At 61.3% G+C, this 18603-nt stretch carries 16 protein-coding genes and 1 pseudogene; 11 read left to right on the top strand and 6 right to left on the bottom strand.

The annotated features are described in order from the left end of the window. Positions 1-10: 10 nt before the first annotated feature. A complete protein-coding gene (locus J1N02_RS28180) occupies positions 11-199 on the bottom strand; it encodes a DUF1656 domain-containing protein (RefSeq protein WP_166655288.1) in 189 nt (62 codons plus the stop codon). 117 nt (positions 200-316) lie between these two features. On the opposite strand from J1N02_RS28180, the gene J1N02_RS28175 reads away from it, so the two are divergent. The 3 genes and pseudogenes from J1N02_RS28175 to J1N02_RS28165 all read left to right on the top strand — a co-directional run bounded on the left by J1N02_RS28175 (position 317) and on the right by J1N02_RS28165 (position 2526). Then, positions 317-1171 carry an AraC family transcriptional regulator gene (locus J1N02_RS28175; protein WP_092357020.1) on the top strand — a complete coding sequence of 285 codons (855 nt, stop codon included), beginning with the start codon at positions 317-319 and terminating at the stop codon, positions 1169-1171. A gap of 41 nt (positions 1172-1212) precedes the next feature. Further along, positions 1213-1986: pseudogene (locus J1N02_RS28170) on the top strand (PAS domain-containing protein); the annotation flags it as partial. Positions 1987-2088: 102 nt separating this feature from the next. Further along, entirely contained in the window at positions 2089-2526 is a 438-nt protein-coding gene (locus J1N02_RS28165) for a methyl-accepting chemotaxis protein (RefSeq protein ID WP_370671255.1), read from the top strand. Positions 2527-2703: 177 nt separating this feature from the next. Here the strand turns inward: J1N02_RS28165 and J1N02_RS28160 are convergent, their stop codons facing one another. Together J1N02_RS28160 and J1N02_RS28155 are read right to left on the bottom strand one after the other, a co-directional pair. Then, positions 2704-3693, bottom strand: coding sequence for a helix-turn-helix domain-containing protein (locus tag J1N02_RS28160; RefSeq protein WP_027608442.1), 990 nt, complete (start codon positions 3691-3693; stop codon positions 2704-2706). 7 nt (positions 3694-3700) lie between these two features. After that, entirely contained in the window at positions 3701-4762 is a 1062-nt protein-coding gene (locus tag J1N02_RS28155) for an NAD-dependent epimerase/dehydratase family protein (protein ID WP_027608443.1), read from the bottom strand. Between the two features lie 235 nt (positions 4763-4997). On the opposite strand from J1N02_RS28155, the gene J1N02_RS28150 reads away from it, so the two are divergent. The 4 genes from J1N02_RS28150 to dapA all read left to right on the top strand — a co-directional run bounded on the left by J1N02_RS28150 (position 4998) and on the right by dapA (position 7719). After that, positions 4998-5618, top strand: coding sequence for a LysE family translocator (locus J1N02_RS28150; protein WP_098479372.1), 621 nt, complete (start codon positions 4998-5000; stop codon positions 5616-5618). Positions 5619-5627: 9 nt separating this feature from the next. Continuing rightward, positions 5628-6020, top strand: coding sequence for an ester cyclase (locus J1N02_RS28145; protein WP_146476172.1), 393 nt, complete (start codon positions 5628-5630; stop codon positions 6018-6020). Between the two features lie 33 nt (positions 6021-6053). Beyond that, entirely contained in the window at positions 6054-6533 is a 480-nt protein-coding gene (locus tag J1N02_RS28140; RefSeq protein ID WP_146476170.1) for a VOC family protein, read from the top strand. A gap of 322 nt (positions 6534-6855) precedes the next feature. Continuing rightward, the gene (dapA, locus tag J1N02_RS28135; protein ID WP_027608447.1) at positions 6856-7719 is read left to right on the top strand and encodes a 4-hydroxy-tetrahydrodipicolinate synthase; all 864 of its coding nucleotides are present in this window, start codon (positions 6856-6858) and stop codon (positions 7717-7719) included. 282 nt (positions 7720-8001) lie between these two features. Here dapA and J1N02_RS28130 read toward each other — a convergent pair whose 3' ends face one another. Further along, positions 8002-8694 (bottom strand): GntR family transcriptional regulator, encoded by a 693-nt coding sequence (locus J1N02_RS28130; protein ID WP_043293882.1) that lies wholly within the window; start codon positions 8692-8694, stop codon positions 8002-8004. A 2-nt stretch (positions 8695-8696) separates the two neighbouring features. Then, positions 8697-10493 carry an allophanate hydrolase gene (gene atzF / locus J1N02_RS28125; protein WP_421148074.1) on the bottom strand — a complete coding sequence of 599 codons (1797 nt, stop codon included), beginning with the start codon at positions 10491-10493 and terminating at the stop codon, positions 8697-8699. Between the two features lie 246 nt (positions 10494-10739). Here atzF and J1N02_RS28120 point away from each other — a divergent pair, with 246 nt between their 5' ends. Both J1N02_RS28120 and J1N02_RS28115 read left to right on the top strand, forming a co-directional pair. Continuing rightward, positions 10740-12116: a pyridoxal-phosphate dependent enzyme gene (locus J1N02_RS28120; protein WP_027608450.1), complete on the top strand. Its 1377-nt coding sequence runs from the start codon at positions 10740-10742 to the stop codon at positions 12114-12116. Continuing rightward, a complete protein-coding gene (locus J1N02_RS28115) occupies positions 12113-13279 on the top strand; it encodes a cystathionine gamma-synthase (protein WP_146476165.1) in 1167 nt (388 codons plus the stop codon). The genes J1N02_RS28120 and J1N02_RS28115 overlap by 4 nt, the downstream gene beginning before the upstream one ends. 64 nt (positions 13280-13343) lie before the next feature. Here J1N02_RS28115 and J1N02_RS28110 read toward each other — a convergent pair whose 3' ends face one another. Further along, on the bottom strand, positions 13344-15542 hold the full coding sequence (locus tag J1N02_RS28110; protein WP_421148073.1) for an OsmC domain/YcaO domain-containing protein: 2199 nt from the start codon (positions 15540-15542) through the stop codon (positions 13344-13346). A gap of 210 nt (positions 15543-15752) precedes the next feature. On the opposite strand from J1N02_RS28110, the gene J1N02_RS28105 reads away from it, so the two are divergent. Both J1N02_RS28105 and J1N02_RS28100 read left to right on the top strand, forming a co-directional pair. Beyond that, positions 15753-16907, top strand: a complete 1155-nt coding sequence (locus J1N02_RS28105; RefSeq protein ID WP_043293903.1) for a GGDEF domain-containing protein — start codon at positions 15753-15755, stop codon at positions 16905-16907. Positions 16908-17013: 106 nt separating this feature from the next. Further along, the gene (locus J1N02_RS28100; RefSeq protein WP_027608454.1) at positions 17014-18579 is read left to right on the top strand and encodes a methyl-accepting chemotaxis protein; all 1566 of its coding nucleotides are present in this window, start codon (positions 17014-17016) and stop codon (positions 18577-18579) included. Positions 18580-18603: the final 24 nt, after the last annotated feature.

Below are 18603 nucleotides of genomic sequence, written 5' to 3'. Positions count from 1 at the left end.
CGCCCGCGCCTCAAAACTTCAGCACAAGGATCGAGAGAACGATCAACGACATGCAGAAACGCGCCATGCTCGGGTGCCAGGCCCAGCCCAGCCAGGGCCGCATGATCCGCTCCAGCAGTGCGTAAACCACGGCGGTAACGCCCAGGTAGAGCAAGAAAGGCGGCAGGTAGAGGTGGGCAATTGTGATTTCGCTCAGCATCGTTGAATCTCGCAGTCGGCAATGGCCTTGCTGACGATGGTAGGGACTGCAAGGCCGTGCCGATATTGAGTATGCTGCCAAGATATAATCAAATTCAGACAATCGAGGTGGCGCGACGTGGACGAGACACATCTCTACGGGGTGGATCAATTCGAACTGGACAGTTTCGACCAGCCCGCAGTGGCTTTGATGCTGGGGAGTCAGCGAAACGACACCGAATTCCCCGTCCATACCCACCGCAAAGGCCAACTGGTAGTGGCGTATCACGGCGGCATCGTATGCACCGTAGAGGATGGCGTGTGGATGGTGCCGTCGGGGTTCGGCGTATGGATCCCGGGCGGTATTGCCCACAGCAACCGGGTGACCGCCAACGGCAAGATCGGCTATCTGTTCGTAGAGCCCGGTGCGGCCGCGCTACCGCACACATGCTGCACGCTGGTGCTGTCACCGCTGGTCCTGGAATTGATCCTGCACCTGAGCGCCCAAGCCCAGGACTATCCGCCGGCGTCTGCCAATGCACGCGTGGCGAGCGTGCTCCTCGAACAGTTGGAACTGGCTCCCTCGGAACAGCTGTACCTGCCGCTTCCGGCCACAACGCAGCTGCGTTTCATCGCACGGGGGTTGGCCCAGGACCCGTCAAATCGCTGCACCATGGCCCAATGGGCACGCCAGGTCGCCATGAGCGAGCGCTCCCTGGCGCGCTTGGTTAAAAGCGAAACTGGGCTAACCTTTGGCCAATGGCGCAAGCAATGGCAAATCATCGTGGCCTTGCAGAGCCTGGCCGAGGGCGAATCCGTGCAACGCACCGCCGAAGCCCTCGGGTACGAGTCGGTCAGTTCGTTCATCAGCATGTTTCGCAAGACACTGGGCTCGCCGCCGGCGCGGTACATGCGGCGGACCGCAACACATCAGCGGGGATCCCGGTTGGCTGATGAAGCTTTACCCGTCGAACGGTCTAAATTTGCAGAATGACGTGCCGATAGGCTGGATGTAACCCAAGGAGGCGGTTTCCCATGTTCAATACAAAAGCCAAGAACCAGCTTCACGCCCAGGCAGCCGAGCTGTTGGAACTGCGCCAACTGCGCGATGGCCTGAACCGTGAAATGCTGACGTTGAGCATCGACTCGACATTCAAGATCACCGCATGCAACGACAACTTTGCCAAGTCGTTGGGCTACACCCCGGAGCAACTTCGAGGCCGTGCCATGGCCGAGATCGTGCCGCAGTACGTCTCCAAGCTGCCCTGCTTTCATAATTTTCGAGCGGCGGTCGCCGCTGGCAAGTCCATTACCGACGATTACCGCTACCTGCATGCCGACGGCTCATTGATATGGCTGCATGCACATTGGCAGCCGATTACGGATGCGAGCGGCCAGCTGAGTCATGTCACCTGCTATGCAACGAACATTACCGCCCGGGTAGAAAAAGCCTCGGAAAACACCTCTTTCATCCAGGCATTGCTGCGCTCGACGGCGGTGATCGAGTTCGACCTCTCCGGGCATGTCATCACCGCCAATGAACAGTTCCTGCACGCCATGGGCTACAGCCTGGAGCAAGCCAAAGGCAGCCACCACCGGATTTTCTGCAAGCCGGAGGAAACCTCGTCGCAGCACTACAAGGATTTCTGGGCAACCCTGAACAGGGGCGAGTTTGTAGCCGGCCGATTTGAACGCGTTGACAGCCGCGGCCAGACCGTGTGGCTGGAAGCAACCTACAACCCGGTGTACGACACTGAAGGCGCACTGTGCAAGGTGGTCAAGTTCGCCACGGTGGTCTCCGACCAGGTTGCCCGGGAACAGGAAGTCAGTGGCGCGGCGCAAACCGCATTTGAAATTTCCCGGCAGACCGATGTCAGTGCCGAGCGCGGAGCCGTGGTGGTCAACGACACGATGCATACCATGCATAAAATCGCCGCTGATATGCAGGCGGCTGCCGGCGGAGTCGAAGCCCTCGGAAAACAGTCACTGCTGATCAGTTCGATCATTCAGACCATCAGCAGCATTGCCCAGCAAACCAACCTGCTGGCATTGAATGCCGCGATTGAAGCCGCCCGTGCAGGCGAGCAAGGCCGAGGCTTTGCGGTGGTGGCTGATGAAGTGCGGCAACTGGCCGGGCGCACCAGCACGGCGACGGAAGAAATCGCCTCGGTGGTGCTGCAGAACCAGAAACTGGTGGATGAGACCGTCGCCGAAATGGCCAACAGCAAATCCCAGGCAGAGCAAGGTCTTGAACTCGCCACGCAGGCAGGCCAGGTCATTGTGGAAATTCAGGACGGCGCCAAGCGGGTGGTCGACGCGGTGGGCAGGTTTGCGAATCAGGTGGCTTAGCTTGCCCGCAGTGGCGCAGGCGAATTCGATAGCGATGACATATAAATCAATGGTGGCCACTGTGGGGCTGTCTTTTGAGGGTTGGATGCAAGGGAACTATTTGCTGTACGCCTGCCCCAGATTCAATGCCTGGGATGCCTGCAACAACCAGCGACTAAAGTGGAGCTTTTTTTCGGATCAATGCTTGTTCTCATGGCGCAAGCGTTCCGGTGTTGTCCCGGTCCAGCCGTGAAAGGCGCGAAAGAAAGAGTTGGGGTCGTCGTAACCCAGCAAGAATGAAATCTGCGTGTAAGGCAGCTCTGAATTGCGGATGTAATGGCGGGCCAACTCTTCACGTAGTCCGTGCAGGACTTGCGAAAAGCTTGTTTTCTCCTCGGCGAGTCGTCGTTGCAAGGTGCGCCGACTGACTGCAAGTTTGCGTGCGACCTCATCAGCACCTGTAATCCCACTTGGCACCAGCTCAAGCAGAACACTACGCACTTGGCTGGCTATGGATGAGTCTCTGGTCAGCTCGGCCAGCCGCTCCTGCAGCTTCGGCTCGAACAGTGCCCACATGGCCTGGTTTTCTGTAATAAACGGGCGCTCGGCGTCGGCGCGGGAAAACTCCAGGCCAATGCTGTCACCTAACTCCAGGGTACAACCAAAGAACTCTTCGTATGCCAGTTTCGGTTCGAGCGTCCTGGGGGAAATGACACGCAGCGGCACGACAACCTGTCGCGTCGCCATGCGTGCAATCTGGACGAAATAACCCAGTTCCACAGCGATCAACGCGGTGGCGGGCTGCTCGCTGGTCGCGCCGAAGTGGATGCCCAGGCGCAGCCGCTCCGGGTGTACCTCGATGTCCAGGTGCATTGGACCGATCAGGGGTTTGAATTGCTGAATACGCTGGGATGCGACAATCAGGTTGGGGCTGCAAAATGCCGCGAAAGTCGCCGGGTCGAACATTTCTGCTGAAAAATTACGCAGTATGCGCAGCGGTAACTGCGCATCACCGAGCAATATTGTCAGCGTTTCCCATAGCCGAAAGTAATCCGCGCTCGCCAGGCTGGCATCGCGTCGTTCGAACAGGTCTTTAGGCAGTTGCGCCATAGCCAAGAACTCGCGGACCGGGACGCCCAGGTCTGCGAGCAGTACCTTCCAGCCTGACGAGACGGAGAATCGTTCCATAATGTGATCAACGTGCCTTTATGCGGCCACTTTCTATCAGCTGCGCGAAGAAATCATTCATGGAGTCCTGCATCGGACGATAGCTCACACCCAATATCTCACGGCTGCGACGATTGTCCGCTCGCCATGGCAGGTCAACATTCAGGCTGATCATTTTGCGCGTGAGTCCCTTGTTCATAAGTGGCCCGACCGTCCAGACCAGCCACTTGGGCAGCTTGCGACGAGGGATTGGATAGCGCGCACCATAGCGTTCCAGCAGCGTCTCAGCCATCTTCAGGAAGCTGGTGTTATGCCCTGATACGATGAAGCGCCCTTTGGCCTCTGGGACAAAACCGCCCCGGAAGTGGGCCTCCGCAAGATCCCTGACATCGACGACACCGAAGCCGATGTCAGGCACGCCCATCTTCAGGGTGCCGTCGCCCATCTGACGAATGAGGTTGAAGCTTTCGGAGGTACCGTTGGGGTTCACTCCTGGCCCGATCACCAGCGAAGGGTTGATGGTTACCAGGTGCCAGCGATCCTGTTTCTTTGCAATGGACCAAGCCTCTTTTTCCGCCAGCAGCTTCGAATAGGAATAGGCCTGATGATCGACCGAGGAGCTGGTGTTCCAGATTTCTTCAGTGAACAGCCCTTCTGGGGTCTTGGCCAGGTCGGCATTGTCGCCATAGATGGCGGCGCAGCTGCTAGTCACCACAACGCGCTTTACCGAAGGCGTCCCATTGGCAGACTCCAGAACATTGCGCGTGCCGAGTTGAGCCGGCTCTATCAGTTCTTTGACCGGGTCCTGAATATCCAGGGTGAAGGGCGAGGCAGTATGGAACACGACTTCGCAGCCTTGCATCGCCTTCTGGTAAGAGCCCGGCGCAAGCAGATCTGCCGCGAAGAAGTGGATAGTGCCCGGCATGCTTTCAGCCAGCGCAGCCAGAGGGTGCAGTTTCGATGCATCATCCGGGTCACGGACGGCAGCGTGCACCGTCAAACCTTCTTGCAGCAGGCGGCTGACCAGCCAACCGGCCACATAGCCCGTAGCTCCAGTGACCATTACAGGTTTGGTTTTGTCGATATGCATATCAGGCTCCTGGCTCAGATTTACCCTCAGCTTGCCTGCTCTGCCGGTTCGCAGCACTAGCGGATGGTGCCAAGCGACTCGCATAATGCGCCACATGCGCGTGAGAAGGGTTTTGGGCATGACAAGTAGACGAGCCGCTGAGTCCACTGTTGGTCGAAAGCAACGCGCACATTGTCCAACCACCTCCACTCCCCTTATCCTCGACGGTCCCCGTCCGTCCAAAACCGGAGCCGCCATGGACCTCGCCACCCTCGCCCTGTTCCTCCCCGCCTGCTTCGCCCTGAACATGGCGCCCGGCCCGAACAACCTGCTGTCCGTCAGCAACGCCACGCGCTACGGCTACCGCACCTCGTGCCTGGCCGGTGTCGGTCGCCTGCTGGCCTTTGCCGGGATGATCGCCCTCGCCTCCGCAGGCTTGGCGGTGGTGCTGCAGACGTCGGAGTTGTTGTTCTACGCGATCAAGATTGTGGGCGCGGCGTATCTGTTTTATCTGGCGTTCCAGCTGTGGCGGGCTGATCAGCAGGCTGAGGCGCAATCGGCAGGCGCGAAGGTGGGTTTGTGGGCACTGGCGCGACAGGAGTTCCTGGTGGCGGCAGGCAACCCGAAGGCCATCCTGATCTTCACCGCGTTCCTCCCGCAATTCGTGGTCCCCGGCCAACCCATCACCCCGCAATTCGCCGTGCTGGGCGCGCTGTTCCTGGTGTTGGAATGGATCGCCATCAGCCTCTACGCCTATATGGGCCTGCACATGCGCCGCTGGTTTGCCGAGCCGCGTGGCAAGCGGATATTCAATCGCTGCTGTGCGGGGTTGTTGTCGGCGGCGGCGACGGTGTTGTTGACCGCGCGCAGGGCTTGAGGAAAAAACATGACCCGCAACCAACTTGCCGACCTGTACCTCGGCTACATCGACTGCCTCAACCGGCAGGATTGGAACCGCCTGGGCGACTTCGTCCACCCGGACGTGTGCTACAACGCCCAGGTGGTCGGCCTGGAGGGCTACCGCGCCATGCTGGAGCGCGACTTTCGCGAGATCCCCGACCTGGTGTTCCACATCCAGTTGCTGATCGCCGATCCGCCCACCGTCGCCAGCCGGCTGAACTTCAATGTTACGCCCCGGGGCGAGTTTTTCGGGCTGGCGATCAATGGTCGCCAGGTGGCGTTCTCGGAGAACGTTTTCTACACGTTCGTCGACGGCAAAATCGCCCAGGTCTGGTCGGTGATCGACAAGGCGGCGATCGAACGGCAGTTGGCCGTCTAAACTCCATGGACCCATTGTCCGTGGAGACCGATCATGAAACCCAAGAACACCCTCTGCCTCTGGTACAACGGCACCGCCGAGGAGGCTGCGCGCTTCTACGCCAGCACCTTGCCCGACAGCACGGTCGACGCCGTGCACCTGGCCCCCGGTGACTACCCGTCCGGCAAACAGGGCGATGTGCTCACGGTGGAATTCACCGTGATGGGCATCCCGTGCATCGGCCTCAATGGCGGCCCGATATTCCCCCACAGCGAAGCGTTTTCCTTCCAGGTCGCCACCGATGACCAGGCCGAAACCGATCGCTACTGGAACGCCATTATCGACAACGGCGGCCAGGCCAGCGCCTGCGGTTGGTGCAAGGATAAGTGGGGATTGTCGTGGCAGATCACGCCTCGGGTGTTGACCGATGCGGTGGCCAACCCTGACCCGACAATAGCCAAACGTGCTTTCGACGCGATGATGACCATGACCAAAATCGACATTGCGGCGATTGAAGCCGCGATAAAAGGCTGATCCACCTGCACCGGCGCATTCAAGCCACGGGGGAAGTTGACACACCTCGTAATATTCCATGAAGATAGCCCCAGTCTTCATGGGTGTGTCAGCTTATGTCCGCAACCTCAGTGGTTAACCTTTCCGTCATTGGCTTGATTGCCAAGGCGCAAGGTTGCGTGGCGCACGCCCTCAAATCGAAGAAACAGTCGCTCATGTGACCGGGGCGCGCTGTCCCGTCAGATGAGCTGACAGGACATTGAGCGCGGACTCCCTCCCCCTTGCACAATTGCCCATGCCTTTCTGACGGTGACTCAAACGGTCAATCATCAGGAGAAAGTGCATGTCATCGTTTCAAGGTATCTGGGTTCCCGTGGTCACGCCGTTCCAGGACGGCGCCATCGATTTTGTCGGCCTGCACCGCCTGGTCAGCCACCTGCTGGACAAGCACGTGGCCGGGATCATGGTGTGCACCACCACCGGCGAAGCCGCATCTCTCAGCCGCCAGGAACAATTGGCGGTGCTGGATGCGGTATTGCAACAGGTGCCCGCCCACCGTGTGGTGATGGGTCTGGCGGGCAACAACCAGATTGAGCTGCTGCAATTCCAGGCCGAGGTGCTCAAGCGCCCGCTGGCGGGTTTGCTGGTGCCCGCGCCGAGTTACATCCGCCCCTCCCAGGCCGGCCTTGAAGCGTTCTTTCGCACGGTGGCCGATGCGTCCAGCGTGCCGATCATTCTCTACGACATTCCCTACCGTACCGGCGTGACCTTCGAGCAGGCGACCTTGCTGAACATCGTCGCGCACCCGCAGATCGTGGCGATCAAGGACTGCGGCGGCAACCTGGGCAATACCCTGGCGGTGTTGGCCAGCGGTGAGGCCGATGTGTTGTGTGGCGAGGACCTGCAGATCTTCAATGCGCTGTGCCTGGGTGCCAGCGGTGCGATTGCCGCGTCGGCCCATGTGTGCACCGAACAGTTTGTGGCGCTGTGGCAACAGGTAAGGGACAACCAGTTGGCTGAGGCGCGGGCGACGTTCCTTGGCTTGGTGCCGTTGATCAACACACTGTTCATGGAGCCCAACCCGGCGCCGGTGAAAGCCGCACTGGCGCTGGAGGGCTTGATCGAGAGTGAGTTGCGGGCGCCGATGCAGCGGGCAACCGAGGCGGTCATCGCAAAGCTGCAAAGGCTTTCACGCCAGGCCCAATAACCTGTGGTGAGCGAGCTTGCCCGCTCATCACAATAAGCTTGCGCAGGCTCACCCATTGCACCTCCACACCCCACGTGATCTGAGGACTACTCGTAACTTGTGGTGAGCGGGCTTGTCCCGCGCTGGGCTGCGAAGCAGACCCAAAACCAGGCGCTGCGGTTTACCTGACAGAACACAGGGAGCCTGATTGGGGCTGCTGCGCAGCCCGGCGCGGGGCAAGCCCGCTCACCACAACAAGCCCGCTCATCACAACAAGCCCGCTCACCACAGAAGCTCAGGGCATCAGGAAATCTGCCCCCCCACCTGCCGGGCGGTATGCAACCGGTGCAACGTGATCTCGCGCACCGCCTGCTTGCTCAGTTCGATATGCCGCTTCAGCAGGTGCTGCGCCTGGTCAGCCTGGCGTTGCACGATGGCCGCAAGTATTTGCCCATGCTCTTCGTACGTCGCCGCAATGCGGGGCGCCTGGGTAAAGTCGAGCCGCCGGATGATGCGGATCTGCTCCGTGATGGCGTAGTGCATGCGCGCCATTTCACGGTTGCCGGTGGCTTCCACCAACGCGCAATGAAAACGCTCATCCAGCGCCGATACGGCCTGGGCGTCCTCCAGGCGCTCGCCCTCCTGCACCTGCCAGGTGGCCTGCAACGCTTGCAGCATCGGGTTCGGTTCATCCATCGCACATAACCGGCCGACAGCCGCCAGTTCCAACACGATGCGCACGTCGTAGAGCTCTTCGAAGTAGGCGAAATCGAACGGCTTCACCTGCCAGCCGCTGCGAAAATACACCTCCACATACCCTTCCCGTTCCAAGCGATACAGCGCCTGACGCACCGGCGTGCGACTGGCGTGCATGCGTTCGGCCACCTCGCCTTCGCTGAAGCGATCGCCCGGCAGCAGGCGGAAGTCGAAGATATCCGCCTTGAGCTGCGCGTAGACCTGCTCGGCCAGGCTGTCGGGGCGTGTCTTGGCCCCCATGCTCAGCCCCGGCTCGCAATAAAGGCGCGCCAGCCACCGAACTCGGTGATATCGAGGGCGTCGGCCAGTGCCCAGGGCTCGCAGATGAAGCCTTTGACGCTGCGCCCATCCGCCAGCAGCAGGTTGCCGATCCCCAGCGGTGCGGGGATCTCGGCGACGAACTCGCCAAAGCGTGCGAGGGGCATGTCCCACAGCTCGACAATGATCGCCCGACCGCTGTCCGCCTTGGCCAGCCCTGGCTTGGGCGGCACCGTGCCCGGCAGCGCGTACAGGCGGTAAGTGTCGGCCGTCAGGGTTTGCTCCACCAGCACCGCGTTACGCGTCGTCAGTTGGACATTCAGTGGCATGCCGGTGAGGTGCGCGCCCACCACCGCCACGCGCACGCAGCCGGGGGCTTGGGCGGGTGCGGACGGTGACGGCAGATAACGCTGGGTGGCGCCCAAAGGCAGCTCCAGGCTGGCTTGCCAGCGCTTGCCCAGGTGCGCCAGCGCCGTGTCATGCCAGGCCGGTGCGAGCAAGGTAATGCCGCTGGGCAAGCCATCGGCGCGGATACCGGCCGGCAGCGCCAGGGCCGAGAGGTCGGCCAGGTTGGTGAAGTTGGTGTAGTAGCCGAACTGCGAGTTGTAGCGCACCGGCTCTTCCGCCATCTCGGCCATGGTGCGCAGGGTTGGCGAAGTCGGCACCAGCAAGGCATCGAAACCGGCCAGGCTGTCGTTGATGCGGCGGCTCAGTTCGGCCCGCAGGTATTCGGCTTTGAAGGCGTCGCAGGCGCTGTACTGGCGGCCATTCTCGACAATGCCGCGCACCACCGGGTTGATTGCCTCGGGCTGGTTTTCCAGCATGCTTTCCAGGGCCACGGTGCGTTCGGCGACCCAGGGGCCGAAGTACAGCTGGTCCGCCAGTTCCTTGAACGCAGTGAAATCCACCGGGGTGATCACCGCGCCCAGCGCCTTGAAGTGTTCGACCGCGTGTTCGAACACGGCCTGGTTCTGGGTATCGCCGAAAAACTCCAGGGCCGCCGGGATGGCCAGCTTGATCGAAGCGCCCACCGCCACTGGCGCCGTGTTGGGGTTGGCGCGGGAATAGGCATCGCTGGCGTCGTATCCCGCCGCAACGTGCGCCACGGTCTCGGCATCTTCCACGGTCAAGGCAAACACCGAGACGCAATCCACCGTGCGGCAAGCCGGCACCAGGCCGGTATTGGACAAACGCCCCTTGGTCGGCTTCAACCCGACGATATTGTTGAACCCCGCCGGTACGCGCCCGGAGCCCGCCGTGTCGGTGCCCAGGGAAAACGCCACCAGCCCACGGGCGACCACCGATGCAGAACCGGAGCTGGAGCCGCCGCTGACGTAATCGCCATTGAAACTGTTGCCCACCGCGCCATACGGCGAACGGGTGCCCACCAGGCCGGTGGCGAACTGATCGAGGTTGGTCTTGCCCATCAGGATCGCGCCGGCGGCGCGCAGCTTCCGCACGACCGAGGCATCCCGGGTCGCGCGGTAGGCAAATTCTGGGCAGGCGGCAGTGGTGTCCCAGCCGGCCGCGTCGATGTTGTCCTTGATCGCAAACGGCACGCCATACAACGGCAGCTGGGTCATATCACCGCCCAGCGCTGCCAGCCGTTCGCTCAACTGTGCCAACTGCTCGGCCAATGACGACGGCTGGGCGCGGGCGATCCAGGCGCTGTCCTCGGGGGGGTATTGCGCGGCCAGGGTGAGCAAAATGTCCGGCGTGATCGCGCCGCTGCGGTAAGCAGCCTGCCATTCACCGAGGGTCCAGCCAAAAACGTTGTGCATGGGAAACTCCATCTTGTATCCAAGTTTGGATTTCTCTAAAGCAAAGCCCACGCCAGGTCACTCTGCCAGTGATTACGCAGGTATCGCCGCACAACGTGCGCTTAGATAGCGCACCCGGGCATCGTCCATGCGCCAAAAAAAGACATTCAATCGACCCCTCGGTTGCGACCGACCCGATACCGACCTACTGTTCCAGACCATGCTCTGCCATTTGCTGTCCCCCACCCTAAGCCTTCAGGTGACGACATGCCCACGCTCCCCCGCCCTGCCGTACTCGAGCTGATCGGCAACACGCCGCTGGTTCGGGTCAGCCGTTTCGATACCGGCCCCTGCACGCTGTTCCTCAAGCTTGAATCCCAAAACCCCGGCGGTTCCATCAAGGACCGCATCGGCCTGGCCATGATCGACGCCGCCGAACGCGACGGCCGCCTGCGCCCCGGCGGCACCATCATTGAAGCCACCGCCGGCAACACCGGCCTGGGCCTGGCGCTGGTGGGCCGGGCGAAAGGTTATCGGGTGGTGCTGGTGGTGCCCGACAAGATGTCCACGGAAAAAGTGCTGCACCTCAAGGCCATGGGCGCCGAGGTGCATATCACCCGCTCCGATGTGGGCAAGGGCCATCCCGAGTATTACCAGGACATGGCCGCGCGGCTGGCCAAGGAAATTGACGGCTGTTTCTTCGCCGACCAATTCAACAACCCGGCCAACCCCCTGGCCCACGAGACCAGCACCGCGCCGGAGATCTGGGCACAGACCCAACACGATGTGGACGCGATCGTGGTGGGTGTCGGCTCGGCCGGCACCCTCACCGGCCTGACGCGCTTCTTCAAACGGGTGCAGCCCGAGCTGGAAATGGTCCTCGCCGACCCGGTGGGTTCGGTGATGGCCGAATACAGCCGCAGCGGAAAGCTGGAAACACCTGGCTCGTGGGCGGTGGAAGGCATCGGCGAGGACTTCATCCCGTCGATTGCCGACCTGTCCAGCGTGCGCCACGCCTACTCCATCAGCGATGAAGACAGCTTCGATCACGCCCGCCAGCTGCTCAAGGCCGAGGGCATTCTCGGCGGTTCCTCCACCGGCACCCTGTTCGCGGCCGCGCTGCGTTATTGCCGCGAGCAGACCGTGCCCAAGCGCGTGGTCACCTTCGTTTGCGACACCGGTACCCGCTACCTGTCGAAGGTCTACAACGACCAATGGATGACCGATGCGGGCCTGCTGCACTACAAGCACTACGGCGACCTGCGCGACTTGATCGCGCGGCGCTTCGAAGATGGCCGCGTGATCAGCGTAAGCCCCGACGACACCCTGCTCACCGCCTTCCAGCGCATGCGCCTGGCGGACGTGTCGCAACTGCCGGTGCTGGTGGACGGCCGCGAACTGGTGGGGGTGATCGATGAGTCCGACATCCTGCTGGGCCTGCACCATGACGCGGCGGACTTCTCCATGATGGTCGCCAGCGCCATGAGCGACAAAGTCCACACCCTGGCCCCTGGCGCCAGCCTGGCCGAATTGCAGGCCGAACTGGACCGCGGCCTGGTCGCCATCATTGCCGACGCGGCGGGCTTTCACGGCCTGATCACCCGCGTCGACCTGCTCAACCACCTGCGGAGATCCCTTGCATGAGCCAGCCCGATAAAAGCGCGTTTGCCACCCGTGTGATCCACGCCGGGCAGTCACCCGACCCGACCACGGGCGCGCTGATGCCGCCGATCTACGCCAACTCCACCTACCTGCAGGACAGCCCCGGCGTGCACAAGGGCTTCGACTACGGCCGCTCCCACAACCCCACGCGGTTTGCCCTGGAGCGCTGCGTGGCCGACCTCGAAGGCGGCAGCCAGGCGTTTGCCTTCGCGTCCGGGCTGGCGGCAATCTCCACGGTGCTGGAGTTGCTGGATGCCGGCGCCCATATCGTGTCCGGCAACGACCTCTACGGCGGCACCTTCCGCCTGTTCGACAAGGTGCGCCAGCGCAGTGCCGGGCACCGTTTCAGCTTTGTCGACCTGAGTGATGTGACGGCGTTCGAAGCGTCCTTGCAGGACGACACGCGGATGGTCTGGGTCGAAACCCCAAGCAACCCGCTGCTGAGCCTCACCGACCTCGCCGCCATCGCCCGGATCTGCCGCAGCCGCGGCATTCTCTGCGTGGCCGACAATACCTTCGCCAGCCCGTGGATCCAGCGCCCGCTGGAGTTGGGTGTCGACATCGTGGTGCACTCCAGCACCAAGTACCTCAATGGTCACTCCGATGTGATCGGCGGCATCGCCATCGTCGGTGACAACCCCGAGTTGGCCGAGCGCGTGGGCTTTTTGCAAAACTCGGTTGGGGCCATCGCCGGCCCGTTCGACGCCTTCCTCACCCTGCGCGGCGTGAAAACCCTGGCCCTGCGCATGGAGCGCCATTGCAGCAACGCCCTCGACCTGGCGACCTGGCTGGAGCAGCAACCGCAGGTATCACGGGTCTATTACCCAGGCCTGGCGTCCCACCCGCAGCACGAACTGGCGCGCAGGCAGATGCGCGGGTTTGGCGGGATGATCTCGGTGGACTTGAACAGCGACCTGAACGGCGCCACGCGCTTCCTGGAAACCGTCAAGCTCTTCGCCCTGGCCGAGAGCCTGGGCGGCGTGGAAAGCCTGATCGAACACCCGGCGATCATGACCCACGCCAGCATCCCGGCGGCGACCCGCGCGCAGTTGGGGATTGGCGACGGGCTGGTGCGGTTGTCGGTGGGGGTTGAGGACGTGGAGGATCTACGGGCAGACCTCGCCCAGGCCTTGGCCCGGATATAAATCCCCCCAGAAAACAAAGATCAACTGTGGGAGGGGGCTTGCTCCCTCCCACATTGGGTATGCGTCACCCCTGGACGATGTTGGCACGCGCCGAATGCAGCTTCTTGTAGCTCTCGATCAAGCGCAAATGCCGGTCCAGCCCTTCCAGCTTCATGCTGGTCGGCGTCAACCCATGGAAGCGCACACTGCCGTTGACCGAACCGATCACCGCGTCCATCCGCTCATTGCCGAACATGCGGCGGAAGTTGGCTTCGTAGTCCGCCAGTTCCAGGTCGTCGTCCAGTTCCATCTCCAGCACCGCATTCAACGCCTGGTAGAACAGGCCACGCTCGGCGGTGTTGTCGTTGTACTGCAGGAACATCTCCACGCACTCCTTGGCCTCTTCGTACTGTTGCAAGGCGAGGAAGATCAGCAGCTTCAATTCGAGGATGGTCAGTTGGCCCCAGGCCGTGTTGTCGTCGAACTCGATGCCGATCAGGGTGGTGATGTCGGTGTAGTCGTCCAGCTCGCTTTCGATCAGGCGCTCGACCAACCCCTGCAATTCCGCTTCGTCCAGGCGGTGCAGGTTGAGGATGTCCTCGCGGAAGAACAGCGCCTTGTTGGTGTTGTCCCAGATCAGGTCGTCCACCGGGTAGATTTCCGAGTAATCCGGCACCAGGATGCGGCAGGCGGTTGCGCCGAGGTGTTCGTATACCGCCATATAGGCTTCCTTGCCCATGCCTTCGAGGATGCCGAACAAGGTCGCGGCCTCTTGGGCGTTGGAGTCTTCACCTTCGCCTGAGAAGTCCCACTCGACAAATTCGTAGTCCGATTGGGCGCTGAAGAAGCGCCACGACACCACACCGCTGGAGTCGATAAAGTGCTCGACGAAGTTGTTCGGCTCGGTCACCGCCTGGGCTTCGAAGGTCGGCTGCGGCAGGTCGTTCAAGCCTTCGAAGCTGCGGCCTTGCAGCAGTTCGGTAAGGCTGCGTTCCAGCGCCACTTCCAGGCTCGGGTGGGCACCGAACGAGGCGAACACGCCGCCGGTGCGCGGGTTCATCAAGGTCACGCACATCACCGGGAATTCGCCGCCCAGGGACGCGTCCTTGACCAGCACCGGGAAACCCTGGGCTTCCAGGCCTGCAATACCCGCCAGGATGCCCGGGTACTTAGCGAGCACGTCAGCCGGCACGTCCGGCAGGGCAAATTCGCCCTCGATAATTTCGCGCTTCACCGCACGCTCGAAAATCTCCGACAGGCACTGCACCTGGGCCTCGGCCAGGGTGTTGCCCGCGCTCATGCCGTTGCTGAGGTAGAGGTTCTCGATCAGGTTGGACGGGAAATACACCACCTCGGCATCCGACTGGCGCACGAACGGCAGCGAAACGATGCCGCGCGCTTCGTTGCCGGAGTTGGTGTCGAACAGGTGCGAGCCGCGCAACTCGCCGTCGCGGTTGTAGACCTTCAGGCAGTAGGCATCGAGGATTTCGCCGGGCAGCTCGTCATTCGGGCCCGGCTGGAACCAGCGCTCGTCCGGGTAATGCACGAACGGCGCGTTGGCCAGTTCCTCACCCCAGAACTGGTCGTTGTAGAAGAAGTTGCAGTTGAGCCGCTCGATGAACTCGCCCAACGCCGACGCCAGGGCGCCCTCCTTGGTCGCGCCCTTGCCGTTGGTAAAGCACATCGGTGAATGGGCGTCGCGGATATGCAGCGACCACACGTTTGGCACGATATTGCGCCACGAGGCAATCTCGATCTTCATGCCCAGGCCGGCAAGGATCCCGGACATGTTGGCGATGGTCTGCTCCAGCGGCAGGTCCTTGCCGGCAATATAAGTGCCCGCCTCGCTGCCCGCGCCCGGCATCAACAGGGCCTGGGCATCGGCGTCGAGGTTGTCCACTTCTTCGATCACGAATTGCGGCCCGGCCTGCACCACTTTCTTCACGGTGCAACGGTCGATGGAACGCAGGATGCCCTGGCGGTCCTTATCGGAAATATCGGCCGGCAACTCGACCTGGATCTTGAAGATCTGGTTATAGCGGTTTTCCGGATCGACAATATTGTTCTGCGACAGGCGAATATTGTCCGTGGGGATGTTGCGCGTGCTGCAGTACAACTTGACGAAGTACGCCGCGCACAACGCCGACGAGGCCAGGAAATAATCGAACGGCCCCGGTGCCGAGCCATCGCCTTTATAGCGAATAGGCTGGTCGGCAATCACCGTGAAGTCATCGAACTTGGCTTCAAGCCGGAGGTTGTCGAGAAAGTTGACCTTGATTTCCATGGGGGCACACCAGAATAACGGGCTAAACAAAAATGGCCGCCATTATGAGGTTTTTCATCGGGAAGTTTCAGGCTTTTCAATCATGCGGGGTGATGGATAGCGTTTCTGCCGGCGCGATTCTTTATCTCATAGCATTTGAAAAGCCGCTGGAACAGTGCCAGCATGGCTATGTGCCATCATTTAATTTCAGCGCTTCAGGTGAGGGTCAATATGGAATATCAACTCCCTGCAACAAAGGCGATGAGATGGCTGACAAATGCAGACGCGCCGTATGACACACGCATACGCAGCGAACTTATAGCCGGGCCTTTTTCTTCGAAGGGGGTGCTGTGGGTCGGCTGGTTTAACAGCCTGGTGATATGCACAGTCGTGGTTACACTGCGCCCGAGCCAATTCTTCATTGCCTGGCTCATCATTGATTCGATGATCTGGGTCTCACGATTAGCACTGCTGTATTGGATCAATACATACGGCGGCCAAAAATATCCTTATGTCATTGATCTATCGTTATTACTGGGCCTGGTCTGGGCGGCGGAGCTGGGCCTGGGTACCGCTGGTTGCCTGATCAGCGGCGATGCGATTCTTCAAGTTCTCGGGTGCACGTCAATGGTCAGCGTGAATGCCGCGATCGCCATGCGCAACCAAGGCGTACCGCGCTACGCATTCACTCAAATATTGCTGACGGATGTGCCCATGAAGCTCGCCACCTTGTTTCAGCCGGAACCGCTGCTCAGGATATTCCTGCTCCAGGCCCCGCTGTACTTGACGGGCATGTGGCTACTGCTCAACACGTTGAACGATAACCTGGTGCGCGCGTTACTGGCCGAGGCCAAAAACCAAATCCGCGCGACCCATGACCCCCTCACGGGCCTGTACAACCGTATGGGGATACTCGAACTGATTGAAAACACCCTGGCCCGCAGCCGGCATGCCGATAAACACTTTGCGGTGCTCTACATAGATCTGGATGGTTTCAAGGGCATCAACGATAACCACGGACATGCCGAAGGTGACAAGGCGTTAGCCGAATTTGGCGCAACACTTAAATCGATTGTCAGGCTAAACCAGGATTGTGCCGGCCGCTTGGGCGGAGACGAATTTATTCTGCTGATGAATAATTCCGGCATGACCTCTGCCACCCTTGCAGCGCAACGAATTATAGACACATTGCGACAGGCCTCTGAGCGTTGCGCTCTTCCCTATGCCTTGCAAGCCAGCATCGGCATTGCCCTCTTTGAAGGCGCCGACAGTACGTCACATACCTGTGCACAAACAGTGATTGCCCATGCGGATGGTGCGTTATATGAAGCCAAGCGCGCAGGCAAAAACTGTTTTCGTATCGCACCAGGACAATTCGCCATTTAGGCCCTCCTGAACGCCATTCGTCACGTCTCGGTTTATATCAAACAATCGCCATCAACTTATTCCGTGTGATGCCGATGAACTTATGGCAATTCAGGGAGTAGTCGGAATGCGCAACAACCAGCCTGTAACACAGCGCGAGATTTCACTCGCGCCTTCGCAAAAACTCATCTCCGCCACCGATGTTCAAGGGATGATCACTTACTGCAACGACGCCTTCGTCGATATCAGCGGTTTTGAACGCGCCGACCTGATCGGCGCGCCCCAGAACATCGTGCGTCACCCCGACGTGCCACCCGCCGTTTTCGCCCACATGTGGAGCGCGCTCAAGCAAGGCCTGCCGTGGATGGGCATCGTCAAGAACCGCTCGAAAAACGGCGACCACTATTGGGTCAATGCCTACGTCACGCCGATCTTCGACGGCAGCCGTGTCGTTGGCTTCGAGTCGGTGCGGGTCAAGCCCACGGCCGATGAAATCCGCCGCGCCCAGGCCCTCTACCGGCGTCTGAGCCAAGGCAAGCCGGGCGTGCCGCGCCAGGATGCCTGGCTGCCGGCGGCAGTGAGTTGCGTGCCGTACATGGCCACCGGTGTGGCGGGCAGCGTCGCCGGGCTGTTCCTCAGTGCACCGGCGGCCGTCGCAGTGGCCGTGGCGGTCGCGCTGCCGGTGGGCCTGCTGTGCTCGCGCTGGCGCCAGGGCAGTACCCTGCGTCTATTGGAGGGGGTCGAACCCTCGACGTCGGATGCCTTGATCGCGCAGATGTACAGTGACGCACGCGGCCCACAGTCGCGTTTGGAAACCGCGTTCCTCAGCCAGACCGCGCGCCTGAAAACCTGCCTCACCCGCCTGCAGGACAGCGCCGAACAACTGAGTACCCTGGCGGGGCAATCCGATCAGTTGGCTGCCGCCAGTGCCAAAGGCCTGAACCGCCAGCGCGTGGAAACCGAACAGGTCTCGGCGGCCGTCAACCAGATGGCCGCGACCACCCAGGAAGTCGCCAGCCATGTACAACGCACCGCCGACGCCACCCAACAGGCCAACGTGCTGACCGGGCGCGGCCGCGAAGTGGCGCGCGATACCCGTGAAGCCATCGAGCGTCTGTCCACCATGGTCGGCGAGACCGGGGTGACCGTGGCGCAACTGGCCAGGGACAGCGACGAAATCGGCAGCGTGGTGGATGTGATCAAAGGCATCGCCGACCAAACCAACCTGCTCGCCCTCAACGCCGCAATCGAAGCGGCACGGGCCGGCGAGCAAGGCCGAGGCTTTGCCGTGGTAGCCGACGAAGTGCGCCAACTGGCCCAGCGCACGTCACAATCGACCACCCAGATCCATGGGCTGATCACCAAGCTCCAGGCATCCTCCAGCAACGCGGTGCAAAGCATGGAAAACGGCCAGCGCCAGGCCCAGGAAGGCGTGGCCTGGGTGCTGGAAGCGGACCAGGCTCTGGTGGGGATCAGCGAAGCGGTGTCGCATATCACCGACATGACCACCCAGATCGCCGCCGCCACCGAAGAACAAAGCGCCGTCGCCGAGGAGATCAGCCGCAACATCACCACCATCGCCGAACTGGCCGACCAGACCTCGATACAAGCCCATCAATCCACGGACCTGAGCAAGGAACTGACCAATACCGCGTCCACCCAATACGCGCTGGTTGAACGCTTCAACCGCTGAAGGCAGACAAGCCCGCTCACCACA

It is taken from the genome of Pseudomonas sp. NFX5 (assembly GCF_049132125.1).
Taxonomy (GTDB): Bacteria; Pseudomonadota; Gammaproteobacteria; order Pseudomonadales; family Pseudomonadaceae; genus Aquipseudomonas; species Aquipseudomonas marginalis.
This window is presented reverse-complemented; position numbering and strand designations above follow the sequence as displayed.